The sequence below is a fragment of the Mycolicibacterium gadium genome (assembly GCF_010728925.1).
In the GTDB taxonomy this organism is placed as follows: Bacteria; Actinomycetota; Actinomycetes; order Mycobacteriales; family Mycobacteriaceae; genus Mycobacterium; species Mycobacterium gadium.
The window spans coordinates 2,710,870-2,730,610 of sequence record NZ_AP022608.1 but is presented as its reverse complement, the minus strand read 5'-3'; the positions used below and the strand labels follow the sequence as shown (position 1 = coordinate 2,730,610).

Annotated in this window: 21 protein-coding genes; all 21 read left to right on the top strand. The window is 66.3% G+C overall.

Annotation, left to right across the window (positions count from 1 at the left end; genetic code table 11):
• The first annotated feature begins 20 nt into the window (after window positions 1-20).
• The 21 genes from glmS to G6N36_RS13220 all read left to right on the top strand — a co-directional run bounded on the left by glmS (window position 21) and on the right by G6N36_RS13220 (window position 19,720).
• Window positions 21-1,889 carry a glutamine--fructose-6-phosphate transaminase (isomerizing) gene (glmS, locus tag G6N36_RS13315; RefSeq protein WP_163686927.1) on the top strand — a complete coding sequence of 623 codons (1,869 nt, stop codon included), beginning with the start codon at window positions 21-23 and terminating at the stop codon, window positions 1,887-1,889.
• Entirely contained in the window at window positions 1,889-2,779 is an 891-nt protein-coding gene (locus tag G6N36_RS13310; RefSeq protein ID WP_163686926.1) for an alpha/beta fold hydrolase, read from the top strand. Before glmS ends, G6N36_RS13310 begins: the two co-directional genes overlap by 1 nt.
• Before the next feature lie 19 nt (window positions 2,780-2,798).
• Window positions 2,799-3,176: an aminotransferase-like domain-containing protein gene (locus G6N36_RS29800; RefSeq protein WP_235690035.1), complete on the top strand. Its 378-nt coding sequence runs from the start codon at window positions 2,799-2,801 to the stop codon at window positions 3,174-3,176.
• A gap of 189 nt (window positions 3,177-3,365) precedes the next feature.
• Window positions 3,366-3,536, top strand: a complete 171-nt coding sequence (locus G6N36_RS29795; RefSeq protein WP_235690034.1) for a hypothetical protein — start codon at window positions 3,366-3,368, stop codon at window positions 3,534-3,536.
• Between the two features lie 413 nt (window positions 3,537-3,949).
• Window positions 3,950-5,350, top strand: coding sequence for an NAD(P)H-hydrate dehydratase (locus tag G6N36_RS13300; protein WP_163686925.1), 1,401 nt, complete (start codon window positions 3,950-3,952; stop codon window positions 5,348-5,350).
• A gap of 14 nt (window positions 5,351-5,364) precedes the next feature.
• Window positions 5,365-6,747 (top strand): glutamate decarboxylase, encoded by a 1,383-nt coding sequence (locus G6N36_RS13295; RefSeq protein ID WP_163686924.1) that lies wholly within the window; start codon window positions 5,365-5,367, stop codon window positions 6,745-6,747.
• Between the two features lie 134 nt (window positions 6,748-6,881).
• Window positions 6,882-8,033, top strand: a complete 1,152-nt coding sequence (gene alr / locus G6N36_RS13290; protein WP_163686923.1) for an alanine racemase — start codon at window positions 6,882-6,884, stop codon at window positions 8,031-8,033.
• Complete coding sequence (locus G6N36_RS13285) at window positions 8,030-9,121, top strand: alpha/beta fold hydrolase (RefSeq protein WP_163686922.1); 1,092 nt, start codon at window positions 8,030-8,032, stop codon at window positions 9,119-9,121. The genes alr and G6N36_RS13285 overlap by 4 nt, the downstream gene beginning before the upstream one ends.
• Window positions 9,114-9,581: a tRNA (adenosine(37)-N6)-threonylcarbamoyltransferase complex ATPase subunit type 1 TsaE gene (gene tsaE / locus G6N36_RS13280; RefSeq protein ID WP_163686921.1), complete on the top strand. Its 468-nt coding sequence runs from the start codon at window positions 9,114-9,116 to the stop codon at window positions 9,579-9,581. Before G6N36_RS13285 ends, tsaE begins: the two co-directional genes overlap by 8 nt.
• A complete protein-coding gene (tsaB, locus tag G6N36_RS13275) occupies window positions 9,578-10,174 on the top strand; it encodes a tRNA (adenosine(37)-N6)-threonylcarbamoyltransferase complex dimerization subunit type 1 TsaB (RefSeq protein ID WP_163686920.1) in 597 nt (198 codons plus the stop codon). The genes tsaE and tsaB overlap by 4 nt, the downstream gene beginning before the upstream one ends.
• Entirely contained in the window at window positions 10,171-10,647 is a 477-nt protein-coding gene (gene rimI, locus G6N36_RS13270) for a ribosomal protein S18-alanine N-acetyltransferase (RefSeq protein ID WP_163686919.1), read from the top strand. The genes tsaB and rimI overlap by 4 nt, the downstream gene beginning before the upstream one ends.
• Entirely contained in the window at window positions 10,644-11,669 is a 1,026-nt protein-coding gene (gene tsaD / locus G6N36_RS13265) for a tRNA (adenosine(37)-N6)-threonylcarbamoyltransferase complex transferase subunit TsaD (protein ID WP_163686918.1), read from the top strand. The genes rimI and tsaD overlap by 4 nt, the downstream gene beginning before the upstream one ends.
• Window positions 11,666-12,109 (top strand): nuclear transport factor 2 family protein, encoded by a 444-nt coding sequence (locus G6N36_RS13260; protein WP_163686917.1) that lies wholly within the window; start codon window positions 11,666-11,668, stop codon window positions 12,107-12,109. Before tsaD ends, G6N36_RS13260 begins: the two co-directional genes overlap by 4 nt.
• A 26-nt stretch (window positions 12,110-12,135) precedes the next feature.
• Window positions 12,136-13,128, top strand: coding sequence for an alpha/beta fold hydrolase (locus G6N36_RS13255; protein ID WP_163686916.1), 993 nt, complete (start codon window positions 12,136-12,138; stop codon window positions 13,126-13,128).
• A 182-nt stretch (window positions 13,129-13,310) separates the two neighbouring features.
• Window positions 13,311-13,613, top strand: coding sequence for a co-chaperone GroES (groES, locus tag G6N36_RS13250; RefSeq protein WP_046754122.1), 303 nt, complete (start codon window positions 13,311-13,313; stop codon window positions 13,611-13,613).
• A gap of 101 nt (window positions 13,614-13,714) precedes the next feature.
• Window positions 13,715-15,340: a chaperonin GroEL gene (gene groL, locus G6N36_RS13245; protein ID WP_163686915.1), complete on the top strand. Its 1,626-nt coding sequence runs from the start codon at window positions 13,715-13,717 to the stop codon at window positions 15,338-15,340.
• A gap of 54 nt (window positions 15,341-15,394) precedes the next feature.
• On the top strand, window positions 15,395-16,918 hold the full coding sequence (locus G6N36_RS13240; RefSeq protein ID WP_163686914.1) for an adenylate/guanylate cyclase domain-containing protein: 1,524 nt from the start codon (window positions 15,395-15,397) through the stop codon (window positions 16,916-16,918).
• Window positions 16,919-17,174: 256 nt separating this feature from the next.
• Complete coding sequence (locus G6N36_RS13235) at window positions 17,175-17,516, top strand: hypothetical protein (RefSeq protein ID WP_232076393.1); 342 nt, start codon at window positions 17,175-17,177, stop codon at window positions 17,514-17,516.
• A gap of 552 nt (window positions 17,517-18,068) precedes the next feature.
• The gene (locus G6N36_RS13230; protein WP_179964780.1) at window positions 18,069-18,428 is read left to right on the top strand and encodes an Rv1352/Rv1906c domain-containing protein; all 360 of its coding nucleotides are present in this window, start codon (window positions 18,069-18,071) and stop codon (window positions 18,426-18,428) included.
• A gap of 39 nt (window positions 18,429-18,467) precedes the next feature.
• Window positions 18,468-18,770: a hypothetical protein gene (locus G6N36_RS13225; protein WP_163686912.1), complete on the top strand. Its 303-nt coding sequence runs from the start codon at window positions 18,468-18,470 to the stop codon at window positions 18,768-18,770.
• Window positions 18,771-18,799: 29 nt separating this feature from the next.
• On the top strand, window positions 18,800-19,720 hold the full coding sequence (locus G6N36_RS13220) for an NADP-dependent oxidoreductase (protein ID WP_163686911.1): 921 nt from the start codon (window positions 18,800-18,802) through the stop codon (window positions 19,718-19,720).
• The last annotated feature ends 21 nt before the right edge of the window (window positions 19,721-19,741 follow it).

Below are 19,741 nucleotides of genomic sequence, written 5' to 3'. Positions count from 1 at the left end.
TTGCACTACCCTGAAAGGCTATGTGCGGAATCGTCGGCTATGTCGGGCAGCGTCCTGCCTGCGATGTGGTCGTGGACGCACTGCGCAGGATGGAATACCGCGGATATGACTCATCGGGTGTCGCCCTGCTCGACGGCAACGGCGGCCTGACGGTACGGCGCCGGGCCGGACGGCTCGCCAACCTCGAGACTGCGCTTGCCGAATCCGAAGCGGGCACCCTTGTCGGCAGCACCGGCCTGGGGCATACCCGCTGGGCGACCCACGGCAGACCAACCGATCGCAACGCCCACCCACACCGTGACGCCGCCGGGAAGATCGTGGTCGTCCACAACGGCATCATCGAGAACTACGCCGTCATGCGCGCGGAACTGGAAGCCACGGGCGTGGAGTTCACCAGCGACACCGACACCGAGGTGGCCGTGCATCTGGTGTCGTGGCAGTACCGCCACGGACCCACCGCGGGCGACTTCCCGGCTTCTGTGCTTGCCGTGCTGCGCAGACTCGAAGGCCATTTCACCCTCGTCTTCGCGAACGCCGACGAACCGGGCACGATCGTCGCGGCCCGACGGTCCACGCCGCTGGTGATCGGTGTCGGCGACGGTGAGATGTTCGTCGGGTCGGATGTGGCCGCCTTCATCGAATACACGCGCGATGCCGTCGAATTGGGACAGGATCAGGCAGTCGTTGTCACGGCCGACGGTTACCGCATCACAGACTTCGACGGCGCCGACGACTCCGCGAACGCCCGCGAATTCCATATTGACTGGGACATCTCCGCCGCCGAAAAGGGTGGCTACGAATACTTCATGCTCAAGGAGATCGCCGAACAGCCCGCTGCCGTCTCCGACACGCTGCTGGGCCATTTCGCCGACGGCCGCATCGTGCTCGACGAACAGCGCCTTTCCGATCAAGAACTGCGCGAGATCGACAAGGTGTTCATCGTCGCCTGCGGCACGGCTTACCACTCCGGTCTGTTGGCTAAGTACGCGATCGAACACTGGACCCGGCTTCCCGTCGAAGTAGAGCTGGCGAGTGAGTTCCGTTACCGCGACGCGGTTCTCGACCGTCATACGCTTGTCGTCGCCATCTCCCAGTCCGGCGAGACAGCCGACACCCTGGAGGCAGTTCGGCACGCGAAGGAGCAGAAGGCCAAGGTTTTGGCCATCTGCAATACCAACGGCAGTCAGATTCCTCGCGAGTGCGACGCAGTCCTCTACACCCGTGCCGGACCCGAGATCGGCGTGGCGTCGACCAAGACGTTCCTCGCCCAGGTCACGGCCAATTACCTTGTCGGGCTGGCCCTTGCGCAGGCACGCGGCACCAAGTATCCCGAAGAGGTGGCCCGCGAGTTCGCCGATCTCGAGGCCATGCCGGACCTGGTTGCGCGGGTACTCGACACCATTGATCCGGTATTCGAGCTGGCACGGCGATTCGCGCAGTCGCAGACCGTGCTGTTCCTCGGCCGCCACGTCGGCTATCCGGTCGCGCTCGAAGGCGCGCTGAAGCTCAAGGAACTGGCGTACATGCACGCAGAGGGCTTCGCCGCCGGCGAGCTCAAGCACGGGCCGATCGCGTTGATCGAGGACGACCTGCCGGTCATAGTCGTCATGCCGTCGCCGAAGAACGCTGCGACACTGCACGCCAAACTGCTGTCGAACATCCGCGAGATACAGGCCCGAGGCGCGGTCACCATCGTCATCGCCGAAGAGGGCGACGAAACCGTCCGGCCGCACGCCGACCACCTGATCGAGATTCCTGCGGTGCCAACGCTCTTCCAGCCGCTTCTGTCGACGATTCCGTTGCAGATCTTCGCCGCGGGCGTCGCGCAGGCCCGCGGTTACGACGTCGACAAGCCACGCAACCTGGCCAAGTCCGTCACCGTCGAGTAGTGCCGAACCCCAGGATTGGGCACTTCCGCGGCGATGCGGGCCGTGCCCGCTTCCTCGCGACGTACCGGAAGTGCCTGGCCGATCTCCCGCCATACGACCAGACCTTCGACATCCCAACGAGTTTCGGAACGGTCCGGGTATACCGCTTCCCGGGCCCCGAGGGGCGTCCGGTCGTCCTGCTGCCGGGTCGCAATGCGTCCACCCCGATGTGGGGAGACAACCTCCCAGGTCTGCTGGCCCATCGCACCGTGTTCGCGGTCGATCTGCTTGGCGAGCCGGGGTTGTCGGTGCAGGAGCGCGAATTGAGGAGTGCCGAGGACCAGGCGCAGTGGTTCGACGAGATGCTCGCCGGCCTGGCGTTGACGTCTCCGCATCTCATGGGGGTGTCCTTCGGCGGATGGTCGGCCACCAATTACGCGGTCCTGAAGCCAGGCCGGGTGACGTCGCTGACCCTGCTTGACCCAGTGATGACGTTCGCGCCGATCCCGGTCCGGACCATGCTGATGATGGTGCCCATGGGCCTGCCCGCCGCTGTTGTGCCCGAGGCGCTGCGCCGCCGGGTGCTCAAGTGGATCACCGGCGGGACAGAGGTCGATGATTCTGTTCCGACTGCTGCGCTGATCGCTTCGGGAACCCGGGATTTCGTGCTGCGTCAGCCTGCACCGACGTTGTTCGCCGCTGACCAGTTGCGAGCGCTCGACGTCCCGGTCCTCGCGTTGATCGCGGGCCGCAGCGTGATTCATGATGCCGAGCGTGCCGCCGCTACCGCGCGGAAACTCTTGCTGCACGGCCGAATCGAACTCTGGCCTGATGCATCGCATGCGATCACCGGTGAATACCCCGAACGGATTGCCGAGACGGCGGCGACCTTCTGGGCTGAAGCGTCCTGATCGCTTCAGTCTTTCTGTCGTGCCCACGTGCTGGGTGATTGCCCGATGTGGTGGCGGGACGACAGTGCTGCACCGACCTGTACGGCTGCCGCCGTCAGGTCGTCATCCCGCTGCGCCGTCCGCCGGTCCACCACGGCTGCCGCGCCCCCGGCTGCCCATGGGCGTGGGCGTCGACCTGTCGCCGGGCGTGCCCGACCTGTCGGCATTCCCGAGGAACCTGTGGCTGCGCACCGAGCGTGCGGTTCTGACCGAGACCCCGCCGGACGAACTCGGCTACGGCACCCGCGCGGGCACCCACGTTTGCGCTCGGCTCTCGGACCCTGGCTCCCCCGCACCCGTGGGCTGCGGGCCGGACCCGACGACATCGTCATCGTTTCCGCGGGGGCCGGATGGCTGATCCCGCCGCGCACCCGTTACGACAACCACGTCGCGGCGAAACATGCGAGCGATCTGGGCAGCCCGACCGTGTCCCAACTCGTGCTGGCGCGACTGCTGGAAAAGGGGGGAATGCGACCGTCATGTCCGGTTGGTCCGCGCGCGGCATCGGGCTCGCCGCAACGCGCTTCTCGGATCTCTCGTCGACGCCTTGCCGGGCGCTTCGGTAACGGGCATTGCCGCCGGATTGCACGTGCTCGTCACACTGCCCGACTCGGACGTCGACGATGCCGTGGTCGCCGACGAGCTAAGCGATGCCGGCGTGCTGGTGCATCCGCTGTCTTGGCACCGCAGACGGCCGGCCTCCCGGGCTGCGGTCTAAGCCCCGATTGCGCGGACCGCGCTGACGGGCGGCAGACCGACCGGTACATGACTAGTCGTCTGGCAATGCTCAATCACGTCGACAACCGCGGCTCCACGAAACCAACGGCGCTTGCCCTGCCAGCCGCACTGACACGCGCCGCGGTTGTTCAACCACGACTGCAGCAAATACGCGACCGGCGTTCCCGCCCCTGCACAATAGCCGGTCCGGGTGGGATTCTCACCTGCCCTTCCATGCGCTGGTACTGCAGGGATCATCGACCGGCTCGGCGTTGGGTACTCGTCGACGCGGGAAGACTTTTGTAACTCACGTCAATTTTGGCAACGAAATGATCTTGAAGTCCTCACGAACTCGGGACGGGCGAGACCTGAAACCCCGACCATGCCCCCGCATGCCACGTAACGTGGGCGTCGATGCGGCACTATTACACCGCCGACCAAATTCGCGAGGCAGAAGCGCCGCTGTTGGCGAGCCTCCCCGACGGTGCCTTGATGCGGCGCGCCGCCTATGGACTGGCCACCTCGATCGCACGCGAAATGGGCGGCGTCACCGGGCGCCGGGTCTGCGCGGTCGTCGGCTCCGGAGACAACGGTGGCGATGCGCTCTGGGCGGCGACCTTCCTCCGTCGTCGCGGCGCATCGGCCGCCGCGGTCCTGCTCAATCCGGAACGCACGCACGCCGCTGCGCTGGCCGCGTTCCGGAAGGCCGGCGGTCGGGTCGTCGAAAGCATTCCGCAGGCAACCGATCTGGTGATCGACGGCGTGGTCGGAATTTCCGGCTCCGGGTCTCTGCGGCCGAACGCGGCCGACGTGTTCGCAAGTGCGACCGCCCCCGTGGTCGCCGTCGACATCCCGAGTGGCATCGACGTGCACACGGGGACCGCCGACGGCCCGCATGTGCACGCCACATCGACGGTGACGTTCGGCGGGCTCAAACCGGTTCATGCCCTTGGTGATTGCGGACGCGTCGAACTGGTCGACATCGGTCTGGACCTGCCACAGTCCGACATACTCCAGCTCGAGGCCGCTGATGTCGCGGCGCTGTGGCCCTATCCCGGCCCGAAGGATGACAAGTACACCCAGGGTGTCACCGGAATCCTGGCCGGCTCGGCCACCTACCCGGGGGCCGCCGTGCTGTGTACCGGCGCTGCCGTCGCCGCCACGTCAGGCATGGTGCGCTATGCGGGAAGTGGCGCACAGCAGGTGCTTTCACATTGGCCGGAAGTCATTGCCACGCCCAACGTCTCCTCCGCAGGAAGAGTTCAGGCATGGGCCGTCGGACCCGGGTTGGGGACCGACGAGACCGGTGCGACGGCGCTGTGGTTCGCGCTGGAGACCGACCTGCCGGTGATCGTCGACGCCGACGGGCTGACCATCCTCGCTGCGCACCCGGACCTGGTTGCCGATCGCGCCGCACCGACGGTCTTGACGCCACATGCGGGCGAGTTCGAAAGGCTGGCCGGCTCGCCGCCGGGGGACGACCGTGTGGGCGCTACCCGCAGGCTCGCCGACCGCCTCGGTGTCACCGTGCTGCTGAAGGGCAACGTGACAGTCATCGCGGAACCCGGTGGACCGGTCTATCTGAACCCGGCGGGCCAATCGTGGGCGGCAACAGCGGGTTCCGGCGACGTACTGTCCGGCATCGTTGGTGCGCTGCTGGCCGCAGGTCTGCCGCCGGCCCAGGCCGCCGCCGCGGCGGCCTACGTTCACGCTCGAGCGGCCAACCTGTCCGCCGCCGACCCCGGCCCGCATCCAGCCCCGACTTCAGCATCCCGCATCCTGGCCCACGTCCGGGCTTCCATCGCATCTCTCTAACGAAAGGTCTTGCCATGAAGCGCAAGGGGACTCATTCGCAACAAATAACGCCGGCCTACACCTGCCGGATGGAGATGGCGCCCATCCCGTCGTTGCGCTTACCGGACGAAGCGATGGCGCCTGACGCCGCATACCGATTCATCCACGACGAGCTCATGCTCGACGGCAGCTCGCGACTGAACCTCGCGACGTTCGTCACGACATGGATGGATCCGCAGGCCGAACGGCTGATGGCGGAGACGTTCGACAAGAACATGATCGACAAGGACGAGTACCCCGCGACGGCCGCTATCGAGCAGCGGTGCGTATGCATGGTGGCCGACCTTTTCCATGCCGAGAACCTGCGCGACGACGACCCGAACAGTGCCGTCGGTGTTTCCACGATCGGCTCCAGCGAGGCCGTGATGCTCGCAGGGCTGGCGATGAAGTGGCGGTGGCGCGAGAAGGTGGGGAAGGACTGGAAGGGCCGGACCCCGAATCTGGTGATGGGCGCCAACGTTCAGGTGGTGTGGGAGAAGTTCTGCCGCTACTTCGACGTCGAACCGCGGTATCTCCCGATGTCGGAGGACCGCTACATCATCACCCCCGAGCAGGTGTTGGAGAACATCGACGAGGACACCATCGGCGTGGTGGCCATTCTCGGCACCACATACACCGGAGAACTCGAGCCGATCGGCGAGATCTGCGCCGCGCTGGACAAGGTGGCAGCCGACGGGGGAGTCGACGTTCCCGTGCATGTCGATGCGGCCAGCGGCGGCTTCGTCGTGCCGTTCCTGCACCCTCACCTGGAGTGGGACTTCCGGCTCCCTCGCGTCGTCTCCATCAACGTCAGCGGCCACAAGTACGGGCTGACCTACCCCGGCATCGGATTCGTGGTCTGGCGCAGCGCGGAGTACCTGCCCGAGGACCTTGTGTTCCGGGTCAACTACCTCGGCGGCGACATGCCCACCTTCACGCTCAACTTCTCTCGGCCGGGCAATCAGGTCGTCGGCCAGTACTACAACTTCCTACGGCTCGGCCGCGGCGGCTACGCCAACGTGATGCAGTGCCTGTCGACGACCGCCCGTTGGCTCGGCGACGAGCTTCAAGAGAGCGATCATTTCGACGTCGTCGCCGACGGCTCGGCGATCCCGGTGGTCAGCTTTCGGTTGAAGGGCGATTTCGGCTACACCGAGTTCGACGTATCGCATGCCCTGCGTTCCTACGGGTGGCAGGTGCCGGCGTACACCATGCCGGAGGGCGCCGAGGACATCACCATGTTGCGCATCGTGGTCCGTGAGGGGTTCTCCGCCGATCTGGCCAGGGCGCTGTGGGACGACACCAAGACGGTGTTGTCGCACCTCGATGCTTTGAAGCCGCAAGGCCACTTCGACAATCTGGAACCGTTCGCCCACTAGTGTGTGCCAAAACACCCGGGTCGAGTCGCGGACGAAACCCTAGGTCAGCCCGCCTCGCCTGGCTGCCGAACGGGTGAGATTCGGCCGCGTACGGCAACCGGCGTTCGCTGTCTGGGAGAATCGGCCAGGGTGACATGACCATGCAGACGACCAGAACGACGCACGTGGCCCCCGAGGCGGTCATCGACCTCGACGCCGTGGCACACAACGTTGGTGTGCTGCGCGACCGTGCGGGTGCGGCGCAGGTCATGGCCGTCGTCAAGGCCGACGGGTACGGCCACGGTGCGACGCAGACCGGCCGCGCGGCCCTGGCCGCCGGCGCGGCGGAACTGGGTGTCGCCACCGTCGAGGAGGCGATCAGACTCCGTCGCGACGGCATCACCGCTCCGGTGCTGGCGTGGCTGCACCCGCCGGGAACCGACTTCGGTCCCGCGCTCGAAGCAGACGTGCAGATCGCCGTGTCGTCGCTGCGCCAACTCGGCGAGCTGCGTGATGCAGCCGAGCGGACGGGCCATACCGCCACGCTCACCGTCAAGGTCGACACCGGACTGAACCGCAACGGCGCTGGCCCGGACGAGTACTCGGCGATGCTTCCGGCACTGAAGCGCGCGCTCACCGATGACGCGTTCACGTTGCGCGGCCTGATGTCGCATCTGGTGCGCGGTGACGTTCCCGACCACCCGCTCAACGACATCCAGGCGGGCCGGCTGAAGGACATGGTCGATCAAGCCCGCAGCGCGGGTTTGCGGTACGAGGTTGTGCACCTGAGTAATTCACCTTCGACGCTGACACGGCCGGATCTTGGGTTCGACATGGTGCGGCCCGGTATCGCGGTATACGGTCAGACGCCGATTCCCGAGCGTGGCGACATGGGGCTGGTCCCCGTGATGACACTGAAATGCCCTGTGGCGCTGCTGCGCAAGGTACAGGCCGGGGAGGGAGTCTCCTACGGACACACGTGGATCGCCGAACGTGACACGACGCTGGCGTTGCTTCCCATCGGCTACGCCGACGGCGTCTTCCGCAACCTGAGCGGACGCATCGACGTCTTGATCAACGGCAGGCTGCGCCGCAGCGTCGGGCGCGTCTGCATGGACCAACTCGTGGTCGACGTCGGTGTCGACGGCGACGTGTCGGAGGGCGACGACGCGATTCTGTTCGGGCCCGGCACCGAAGGGGAGCCCACCGCGCAGGACTGGGCCGACCTGCTCGGCACCATCAACTATGAGGTCGTCACGAGTCCGCGCGGCCGAGTCGTGCGCTCCTACCGTGGAACTGGACGTTGAGCGATCAGGGAGCGCGGTGGCTGGCGGGTGCCGCGGGCGTGACCGCGGTCGGCACCGCCACCGCAGTGTCGGTCGCCAGGTCCCTACGCCGACGCGTCAGCAGCGACGATCCCTACGAATTCGAGGATTTCTCTCTCCTCGACGCTGACCGCAGCGTCGTCGTCACGACTCCGGACGGCGTCGACCTGGCTGTCCGCGAAGTGGGGGATCCCGACGCTCCGCTGACGGTTGTCTTCGCGCACGGCTTCTGTCTCCGCATGGGCGCCTTTCACTTTCAGCGCGCCCGCTTGACCGAGGAATGGGGCTCGCAAGTCCGGATGGTGTTCTACGACCAGCGTGGACACGGCCAATCCGGGCAGGCGCAACCGGAGACCTACAACGTGGCGCAATTGGGCAGGGACCTGGAGACGGTGCTGGCCGTGATGGCACCGCGCGGACCCGTTGTGCTCGTCGGCCATTCGATGGGAGGTATGACGGTCCTGTCGCACGCCCGGCAGTTCCCGCAGCGGTACCCCACCCGCGTGGTCGGCGCAGCGCTCATCGCATCGGCGGCCGAAGGGGTTTCCCGCTCGCCGCTGGGCGAGATTCTGAAGAACCCCGCCCTGGAGGCGGTGCGCTTTGCGGTTCGGTACGCGCCCAAGACCGTGCATCGCACCCGCGGCGCCGCCAAGTCGGTGATCGCTCCCATCTTGCGCGCGGCCTCGTACGGCGATATGAAGGTCAGCCGCAGCGTCGTCGAATTCTCCGAGAAGATGATGCACGACACCCCGATCGAGACGCTGGTCGAATTCCTGCACGCGCTCGAAGTGCACGACGAAACCGACGGGCTGGCCACCCTCGCGAAGGTGCCCACTCTGATCGCGTGCGGTGACGAGGACCTGCTCACGCCGATGGACTACTCGCAGGACATGGCTGACGCCCTGCCCAAATCCGAACTCGTGATCGTCGAGGGCGCAGGCCATCTTGTCGAGCTCGAACAGCCAGAGATCATCGACGACGCGCTCGTCCGGCTGGTGGAACGTGCCACCCCCTCCAAGCTCGTCGCCTTGACGCGCCGCGTCCGGGACGCAGTTCGCCACCATGGCTGACCGCGCCGCGGGGACGGCGGAGCTGCCGACCGCCGACGACACCATAGCCCTCGGTGCGCGACTGGGAAGTGAACTGCGCGCCGGTGACGTCGTGGTGCTGTCCGGTCCGTTGGGTGCGGGAAAGACCGTGTTGGCCAAGGGTATTGCGCAGGCGATGGAGGTCGACGGTCCGGTCGTGTCACCGACGTTCGTGTTGGCCCGCGTGCACCGGGCGCGTCGGGACGGCGCCCCGGCGATGATTCACGTCGACCTGTACCGGCTGCTCGACGACAACTCGGTCGACCTGCTCGCCGAACTCGACTCGCTCGACCTCGACACCGATCTCGAGGATGCGGTCGTCGTCGTGGAGTGGGGCGAAGGACTGGCCGAACGGCTGTCCGAGAGCCATCTCGACATTCGCCTCGAACGCGGAACCGACACCGAAGTGCGCACAGCGATGTGGCAGTGGAGCACTCCGTGAGCAGCCTGATCCTGGCGATCGACACTGCGACGCCCGCGGTGACCGCCGGGGTGGTCCGTCGGGACGGCGACACGATCGAGGTGCTGGCGCAGCGCGTCACTGTCGACGCCCGTGCGCACGCCGAGCAGCTGACCCCCAATGCGGTCGGCGCGCTCGCCGACGCCGGGGTCGGTGTCGAGGATCTCGCGGCGGTCGTCGTCGGCTGTGGCCCCGGGCCGTTCACCGGCCTGCGGGTCGGCATGGCCACCGCTGCGGCGTTTGGGCATGCGCTGGGCGTCCCGGTACACGGCGTGTGCAGCCTGGACGCGATCGCCATCATGGCCGGCGGCGATCTGCTGGTCGTCACCGACGCGCGCAGGCGCGAGGTGTACTGGGCGCGCTATCGCGACGGGATGCGCTTCGAGGGGCCTGCCGTCGCCGCGCCTGCCGACGTGCCCGGCGCGGAAGAGGCACTCGCACAACCGCCCCGGCATCCCACCGCCGAGGGTCTGGTGCGCGCGGTCGCCGATTGGACGTCGCCACCGGCGCCCCTGGTGCCGCTGTATCTGCGTCGCCCCGACGCGAAGACGCTGGCCGAGCGGGCGGCCCGATGACCGTCGTCTACGGGAAGCTGAAGCCGTCGGATGCCGCGCGGTGCGCCGAGCTGGAGTCCCTGCTGTTCGAGGGGGACGACCCGTGGCCGGAGCGGGCGTTTCTCGCCGAACTCAAGGCCAAGCACATCCACTATGTCGCCGCACGCACGAAGGAAGGCGTGGAAGACAAGCTGATCGGTTACGCCGGGATCGCGCGGCTGGGCCGAGTACGCCCCTACGAGTACGAGATTCACACCATCGGGGTCGATCCGGCGTACCAGGGTCAGGGCATCGGCCGGCGCCTGGTGACCGAAATCCTCGAATTGGCCTCCGGCAGCGTGGTTTTCCTCGAGGTACGCACCGACAATGTGCCCGCGATCAAACTTTATGAGAGCTTCGGTTTCGTCAACGTCGGTCTGCGTCGGCGTTATTACCGCGCCAGCGGTGCGGACGCCTATACGATGAAGCGCCTTCCTCAGGAGAGCCCATCATGACGATCATCCTGGCCATCGAGAGCTCCTGTGACGAAACCGGCGTCGGAGTCGCCGAATTGGGCGCGGATGGCGCCGTGACGCTGCTGGCCGACGAGGTGGCCTCCAGCCTCGACGAGCACGCCCGCTTCGGCGGGGTGGTGCCCGAGATCGCGTCGCGGGCGCACCTGGAGGCGCTGGGACCGACGATGCGCCGCGCATTGGAAACGGCCGGCGTGGCGAAGCCCGACATCGTTGCGGCGACCATCGGGCCGGGTCTCGCCGGTGCATTGTTGGTGGGAGTGGCTGCGGCCAAGGCGTATTCGGCCGCATGGCAGGTGCCGTTCTACGCCGTCAACCATCTCGGGGGCCATCTGGCCGCCGACGTCTTCGACCACGGCCCGCTACCCGAAAGCGTGGGCCTGCTGGTGTCCGGCGGACACACTCACCTGTTGCATGTGCGGTCGCTGGGCGAACCGATCGTCGAACTCGGCAGCACTGTCGACGACGCCGCGGGGGAGGCCTACGACAAGGTGGCGCGTCTGCTCGGGCTCGGGTACCCCGGCGGCAAGGTGCTCGACGATCTCGCCAGGACCGGCGACCGCGACGCGATCGTCTTCCCCCGTGGGATGACTGGACCGCGCGACGATCGGTTCGCGTTCAGCTTCTCCGGGCTCAAGACGGCCGTCGCCCGGTACGTCGAGAGCCATCCCGACGCGTCGCAGGCCGACGTCGCCGCCGGGTTCCAAGAAGCCGTTGCCGACGTGCTGACGCGGAAAGCGGTGCGGGCGGCGAAAGAGCTGAACGTGTCGACACTGCTGATTGCCGGTGGGGTGGCGGCCAATTCGCGGCTGCGTGAACTCGCCGAACATCGCTGCGCCGAAAACGGGCTGACACTGCGCATCCCGCGGCCACGGCTCTGCACCGACAACGGTGCGATGATCGCATCGTTTGCGGCCCATCTGATCGCCGCGGGTGCGGCGCCGTCGCCGTTGGATGCGGCAAGCGATCCCGGTCTTCCGGTGGTGAAGGGACAGGTGGCGTGAGCGACAAGTTGGACATCACCGAGTTGCTCTACCGCTACGCCGAGTTGATCGACGCGGGCGACTTCGACGGCGTCGGCGCGCTGCTGTCGAAGGCCTCGTTCGGCGGCACCGGACCCCAGGGAGTCTCCGGTGCGGACAACATCGCCAAGCTGTTCGCGGCCACCACCCGGCGTTATCCCGACCATGGCAACACGCCGCGGACACGTCACCTGGTGCTGAATCCGATCATCGACCTCGCCGACAACACGGCGACCGCGCGTTCCACGTTCTGCGTCGTCCAAGACACCGAGTCCGTGCCGATCCAGCCGATCGTCGTGGGGCGGTACTTCGACACGTTCGGCCGTGACGACGACGGATGGCATTTCACCGAGCGCAAGGTGGAGATCCAAATGCTCGGCAATGTGTCTGATCACTTGATGGTCGATCCGACCAACTTCTGAGCATCGCTGCGGCAGACTCCGTGGGCGTGCACTACGACCTGCGCCTGCGACCCGAACAGCCGCCGACTCCGGCGCCGGATGCGTTCACCATCCACCACCGAGAGGTCGCGCCGAGCGAGGGCCGCGACGGGTTGTCCCTTGCCTTCGTCCACGAGGGGACCGGTGGCTACCCGCTGCTCCTCCTGCACGGCTACCCCGAGACGAAGCGCATCTGGTGGCGCAATATCGGTCCGCTTGCCGAGGCCGGCTACGAGGTGATCGTCCCCGACCTGCGTGGCTTCGGTGATTCAGACCTGTCGACGAAGGATGTGTACGACCTGGCGGCCTGGAGCCGGGACCTGTACCTGCTGGTGCACGATGTGCTGGGCCATGAGCGATGTGGCGTGGTCGGTGGTGACCTCGGGGCCTTGATCGGTGTCGACCTGCTGAACCGCTACCCGGGTTTCGTGGAGAAACTGGTCTTCTTCGACTCGGTGCCGCCGTTCGTCTTCGACGACTTCATCGCCGCGGGGATCGATGTCGCGGCCATCCGCTCGATCGGCGACGGGCCGACGGGCGACTACCGCATGCTGCAGGGGGCAACCCCCGACGACCTGGCAGCCGAACTCGACACCCCCGCCAAGCGCAGGCGCTATGTCGCGGGGATGTACGGACACCGGCTGTGGGCATCGCCCGGCACCTTCGCCGCCGCGGACGTCGACTTCATGACGGAGCCATTTTCCACCGAGGAACGGCTACGTGCGGGATGGGCGGCGTATCAGCTCCAGTACGGCCGCGCGGTGAGCGAGCCGCCGATCGTCGACCGAAAGGTCGACGTGCCCACATTGATCCTCTACGGGATGGACGATCAGGTCGTCGGCCCTGACTTCCTGCACACCTGTGAGGTTGCCTTCACGAATCGAACGGGTCCGGTGGTATTGCCGGGCGCGGGACATTTCCTGCAGTGGGAGCGGGCCGACCTGTTCAATCCGCTGGTCACTGCCTTCTTCGGGGACCTGCGCGTTCGCTTTACGAGATAGGCATAGGCCGATCTTGAGTGCTAGCACTCTCATGTATAGAGTGCTAGGTGGCAGACGCGCCCAAACCCTGCGCCGGCACCCGCGACGACGGAGCGAGGCACGGACGCTATGCCGAACACCTGGTAATTGAGACCCCGGGATCCCCCGGGGTCGACAACCCGAAATTAGTGGAGGGCTCCATCGTGGCGAGCGTGAACATCAAGCCACTCGAGGACAAGATCCTCGTACAGGCCAACGAGGCCGAGACCACGACCGCTTCCGGTCTGGTCATCCCCGACACGGCCAAGGAGAAGCCCCAGGAGGGCACCGTCGTCGCAGTTGGCCCCGGCCGCTGGGACGAGGACGGCGAGAAGCGCATCCCCCTGGACGTTTCCGAAGGCGACACCGTCATCTACAGCAAGTACGGCGGCACCGAGATCAAGTACAACGGCGAGGAGTACCTGATTCTCTCCGCCCGCGACGTGCTGGCTGTCGTCAACAAGTAAGTACCCGTGTCCCGCCCCGGAGCTTCCCGCATCGACGGGTGAGTTCCGGGGCGGCACTCGTTTCGAGCGTTTCGAGTCAGTTTCAGTCAGTAAGGACATTCATGAGCAAGCAGATCGAGTTCAACGAAACTGCGCGCCGGGCGATGGAAGCCGGGGTCGACAAGCTCGCCGACGCCGTGCGGATCACGCTGGGGCCGCGCGGTCGCCACGTGGTGCTGGCCAAGGCGTACGGCGGTCCGGTGGTGACCAACGACGGCGTCACCATCGCCCGTGAGATCGAGCTGGAAGACCCGTTCGAGAACCTCGGCGCCCAGCTGGTCAAGTCGGTCGCCACCAAGACCAACGACGTGGCAGGTGACGGCACGACCACCGCGACGGTGCTCGCACAGGCCATCATCAAGGCCGGCCTGCGCAACGTGGCCGCGGGTGCCAACCCGATCGCACTGGGCCTCGGCATCAGCAAGGCCGCCGACGCGGTCTCCGAGGCGCTGCTTGCCGCGGCGACGCCGGTCAGCGACAAGAAGGCCATCGCCCAGGTCGCCACCGTGTCCTCACGCGATGAGCAGGTCGGTGAGCTGGTGGGCGAGGCCATGACCACGGTCGGCGTCGATGGTGTGGTGACGGTCGAGGAGTCCTCGACGCTGAACACCGAGCTCGAGGTCACCGAGGGTGTCGGCTTCGACAAGGGTTACATCTCCGCGTACTTCATCACCGACTTCGATGCACAGGAAGCCGTGCTCGAGGACGCGTTGGTGCTGTTGCACCGCGAGAAGATCAGCTCGCTGCCTGATCTGCTTCCGCTGCTGGAGAAGGTCGCCGAGTCGGGCAAGCCGCTGCTGATCGTGGCCGAGGACGTCGAGGGTGAACCCCTTTCGACGTTGGTGGTCAACGCGATTCGCAAGACCCTGAAGGCCGTTGCCGTGAAGGCGCCGTTCTTCGGAGACCGCCGCAAGGCGTTCCTCGAGGATCTCGCGATCGTCACGGGCGGGCAGGTGGTCAACCCCGACGTCGGTCTGGCGCTGCGCGAGGTCGGACTGGAGGTGCTGGGTAGCGCACGCCGGGTCGTCGTCGACAAGGACAGCACCGTCATCGTCGACGGCGGTGGCACGGCGGAAGCCATCGACGGCCGCAAGGCGCAGCTGCGCTCGGAGATCGAGGCATCGGATTCCGACTGGGATCGCGAGAAGCTCGAGGAGCGTCTGGCCAAGCTGTCCGGTGGCGTCGCCGTCATCCGGGTCGGCGCGGCCACCGAGACCGACCTGAAGAAGCGCAAGGAAGCGGTCGAGGACGCGGTGTCGGCAGCCAAGGCGGCCGTCGAGGAGGGCATTGTCGCCGGTGGTGGCGCGGCGCTCGTCCAGGCCGGTTCTGTGCTCGGCCCGCTGCGCGAGTCGCTCTCCGGTGACGAGGCGCTGGGCGTCGGCGTATTCGCCTCCGCGTTGACGGCGCCGCTGTACTGGATCGCGACCAACGCCGGGCTCGACGGCTCGGTCGTGGTGAACAAGGTGTCCGAACTGCCCGCCGGGCAGGGCTTCAACGCGGCCACGCTCGCATACGGCGATCTGGCTGCCGACGGCGTCGTGGACCCGGTCAAGGTCACCCGGTCAGCGGTGCAGAACGCGGCGTCGGTGGCGCGGATGGTGCTGACGACCGAGACGGCCATCGTGGAGAAGCCGGCCGACGAGGAAGACGACGGTCATGGCCACGGTCATGGCCATCACCACCACTGAGCAGTAGTACGAAACACCCCCGGTCCATCGGCCGGGGGTGTTTTCGTTTCGGCCATGGACCGGATCTTCCAATGGGTGTGGGATCGGTACGGACCCAGGTATTCGTGGGCGATCTGCTTCCTCGTTTTTCCGCCGGGCCTGGTGGTCTACCTGAGCTACACCATGATCATCGTCGCGTTCCAGGGATCTGACCGCTACGTCGAAGCGGTCGTCATAACCGCTGTCGCCGTCGCGATACGAGTTTGCCTGTGGGTTCTTCCCGGCTCGAAAGGGGTGCGTCCGTTCGAACGGTGGTCAGCGGGTCACCCGGTCGATCCGATGACGGCACTGGTCGCCACCTTCACGTACACACGCAGACTGACTGCCCGAGCGATCGCGACTGACGTCGTGTGGGCGGCTCTGCTTGGGGTTGTGGTCGGCGCGGTGGCGGGGGCCACCGGATGGCGCCTGGTGCAGTACGGGATCGTCGGCGCCGCGTATGGCGGGGCGATCGCGGTGATCAGTGTGCACAGTTTCGTCGAGGGAGCGCTGCGACCGGCGAGGGCCGCCATCGCCGGCGGCACGGGAATCGGCGACTCCCTGCCGCGCTCTCAACCGACGTTCGCCATGTGGTCCAAGATGTACACACTCGCTGTGGCGTTCGCATTCGGTACCGCGGGCGCGATCTTGGCCGCGCTGGTCGACCGCGCCCCAGAAGATCCCGTCATCTCCGTCGTGATCGGTGGCGCGTTGATGCTCGTCTCCGGGCAGCTGGCAGTCGTGACGACCTCACCGTATTTGCAGCCGATCCGCGACCTCGCCGAGGGGACTGACCGTGTTGCCGCCGGTGACTACAGCCAGCGCCTGCCGGTGGTCCAGGACGATGATCTGGGCACTTTGGCGGCGTCGTTCAACCGTATGCAGACGGGATTGGCTGAGCGGCAACGACTTCAGGCCGCGTTTGGTGCGTACGTCGATCCTGCCCTCGCTGCGCGGCTACTTGCGCAGGGCGATGACGTATTCAGCGGCGAGCGTCGCGAGGTGACGGTGATGTTCGTCGACATCCGCGACTTCACACCGTTCGCCGAGGCCAACACCGCCGAGGACACCGTCGCCCGGCTCAACGCGCTGTTCGAGATCATGGTGCCGGTCGTCGTCGAGGCCGGGGGGCACATCAACAGGTTTCTCGGCGACGGTGCGATGGTTGTCTTCGGGGCTCCGAACGATCTTGCGGATCATGCCGACGCCGCGGTGTGCGCCGCCCTGCTGATTCACCGCTTGGTTGCCGAGCGATTCAAGGGTGAGCTTCGGATCGGCATCGGGATCAACACCGGTGTGGTGATCGCCGGCACCATTGGCAGCGGACCTCATCTCGAGTTCAGCCTGATCGGCGACACGACCAACGTCGCTGCCCGCGTCGAGCAGCTCACCAAGGCCACCGGCGACGCCATCCTGCTCACTGAACAAACCGTTGACGCTCTGGTTTCTCGACCGCCCGGACTCGTTGACCGAGGGGCACACGCTCTGAAGGGCAAGTCAGCGCCAACCGTGGTGTTCGGCCTTGACCCAGCGGTCAGTCACGGCGACGCCCGGTCCTGATGGGCCGGGGGTGTTTGCTATGCAACGCCCAGATAGTTACTGAGCCGAGCTGGGTCCGACCGACAATCCTTGTCGGCGACGCTTGGGCAGCGACCTAGGTCGTCTGGCTTGTAAATGCGCAAGTTCGGCATCATTGCCAGCCGAAACGAGCTAAGTTTGCCCCTCTGGAACAAAGCCGTAGTCGGTGGCGGGGCGAGCCGGGGGTAGGGGTTCGGGTTGCTTCGCAATTCGAGAAGAGAGACAACAGATGAACAGGATGTTGAAAAAACTCACGATCAGCATCGTGATGGCGGCTCTCGCCCTAATTGGGCTGACTGCCGCCCCGGCAAACGCACAAGACCGCCACGTCGAAGTCATCAACGAAACGCAGCACGCGATCGTGCAGTTCTTCGCCTCGAACGTCGACCGCGGCACCTGGGAGGAGGACATCCTCGGCGAGGACGTCCTGCCGGTAGGCCAGTCGGTGAACATCAACATCGATGACGGCAGCGGGGCGTGCCTATACGACTTCAAGGCCGTGTTCGAGGATGGCGAGGAGCTGGTGCGCACCGGCATAGACGTATGCACCACAACGACATATACCTACACGGAAGGCTGAGATAGCCGTTCACGCAGGTGTTTTGGCTGAACGGAGACGAGCCGGTACGAACCCGGCTGGGCGTCGTCCCTGCGAAGCGGACCACCAGGACATCTGGCGGGAACTGGCTGGCCAGGTCATTCAGTGTCCTGGGCAGGAACGCCTGGGCCTTGGCATTGCCGTACCAGTTCGGGTTGGACGGATCGACGCTGAGGCCGTTCACACTGTCGATCGTCTCGTCCCAGCGTTGTATCGGGAGCGGCCGGGCGTCGCCGAAGCCCGCCGACTTGAGGTAGGCATCTCCTTGTCCCGCAACGGTAATCGTGGTTCCGCCCCCGACGGGTGTTCCGGTGATCGTCCCATTGACGGCATCGGCCGTGACTGATGTCAGCCGCACGGTGCACACGTTGTCGACGACGCTCGGTGGCACACAGAATCCGGGCAGCGGGTCAGCGTGGGCCGGGGCGATGTTCAGGGCGGCAGACAATGCCAACACGGACATTGCCGCGCCGATCCGTTCAGGCGTCACAGGAATGTATTCGGTGCGCTGACCTGAAGAGTTACGCTGCCGAGGTGATCGGGCTGTACGCGGTGGCCGGACTTGTTGCCACACTGGCTGCAGTCACGTTCGTGTCGCGTGCGAGTGCCGCCCCGCTGGACCCGATCCCGGGCAACGGCTTTTTTCTCGTCGGTCCTGATATCACGCCGGGTCTTTACCAAACCGCCGGTTCAGCCTCGACGTTCGGCGTATGGATCAACGACGTGCCGACCGTGGACTCGATGTGTGCGTGGTTCGCGTACAGCACGCCCGACACCAACAAAGACCACGTGGTCGCCACGAATATGTCGATCGGTCCGATGTTCGCGAATATCAACGCCGAAGTGAAGGCGTTCGAATCGCGGAACTGCCAACCCTGGACCCGGGTGCCCTGAAAGTGAGTGACAACCCGGTAGCCGGGGTATCCCGCGCCAATGGCGGAGCATGAAGGCGGCCAATGGAACGTCGCCACGAAAGAGAACACGGTTTATATCGAGCGGGTATCCGAGGACGGCGAGCGGCTCATCGACGACTCGTTGGCGCCGGAGGAGGCCCGTCAACTGGCCCGGCTGCTGACGAAACATGCCGACGGCATCAGCGCATCGGGTGCAGACACCACGGGCGACGACGGCACCAAGGACGGCTCTGATGACGGCTCGGAGGAGGATGACGGCTTGGGCGATGACGACTCGGATGATGACGACAAGTCCGAGGACTCTGACGAGTCGAAAGACTAGTCCCAGCTTCATATCTCGACCCTGAACTGATGCGAGCGATCATCGCGCGCGACCGCGCTGCCGGGGTGCACGGCCTAGCGCTGGGGGAGATGCCGTACCCGCACGCCGCGGAGAACGATGTCGTCGTCCGAGTGCACGCGGCGGGGTTCACACCGGGCGAGCTCGACTGGCCGGGCACCTGGACCGACCGGGCCGGACGTGACCGGGCACCGACCATCCCCGGGCACGAGGTCTCCGGGGTCGTCGCCGAACTCGGCTACGGGACGACGGGTTTGACGGTCGGCCAACGAGTCTTCGGGATCACCGACTGGTGCCGAAATGGCACGCTGGCCGAATTCGTGGCAGTCGAGGCTCGCAATCTTGCGCCGCTGTCGTCGGGAGTCGACCACACCGTGGCTGCGGCACTGCCGATTTCGGGCCTTACCGCGTGGCAGGGACTGTTCCTTCACGGGCGGCTCTGCGCCGGGCAGACGGTGTTGATTCACGGCGCTGCCGGCGGTGTCGGTTCGATGGCGGTACAACTCGCGCTCGAGGCGGGGGCGCGGGTCATCGGTACGGGACGCGCGGCCGATCGTGACGTGGCGCTGGGACTAGGCGCAGAAGTTTTCGCGGACCTGGATGAAGGTCGGCTTGAAGACGTCGGCGCAGTGGACATGGTGTTCGACGTGATCGGTGGTGAGATCCTCCGCCGCTCGGCTGCGTTGGTCCGACCTGACGGTGCACTCGTCAGCATCGCCGAACCGCCGCGCAGCCCGCCCGACAATGTTCGGTCCATATTCTTCGTCGTCGAGCCCCATCGTGCGGCACTCGCCGAATTGGAGCTCAGGCTGCGGGACGGGCGGATCGCGCCACGCGTCGCAGCGATACGACCCCTCGACGACGCCGCTGGCGCGTTCGATCCGACGCGTCGTGGCCGAGGTAAGACCATCATCAGGGTGATTGACGTTTGACCTCGTTGACCGCCTATCCAA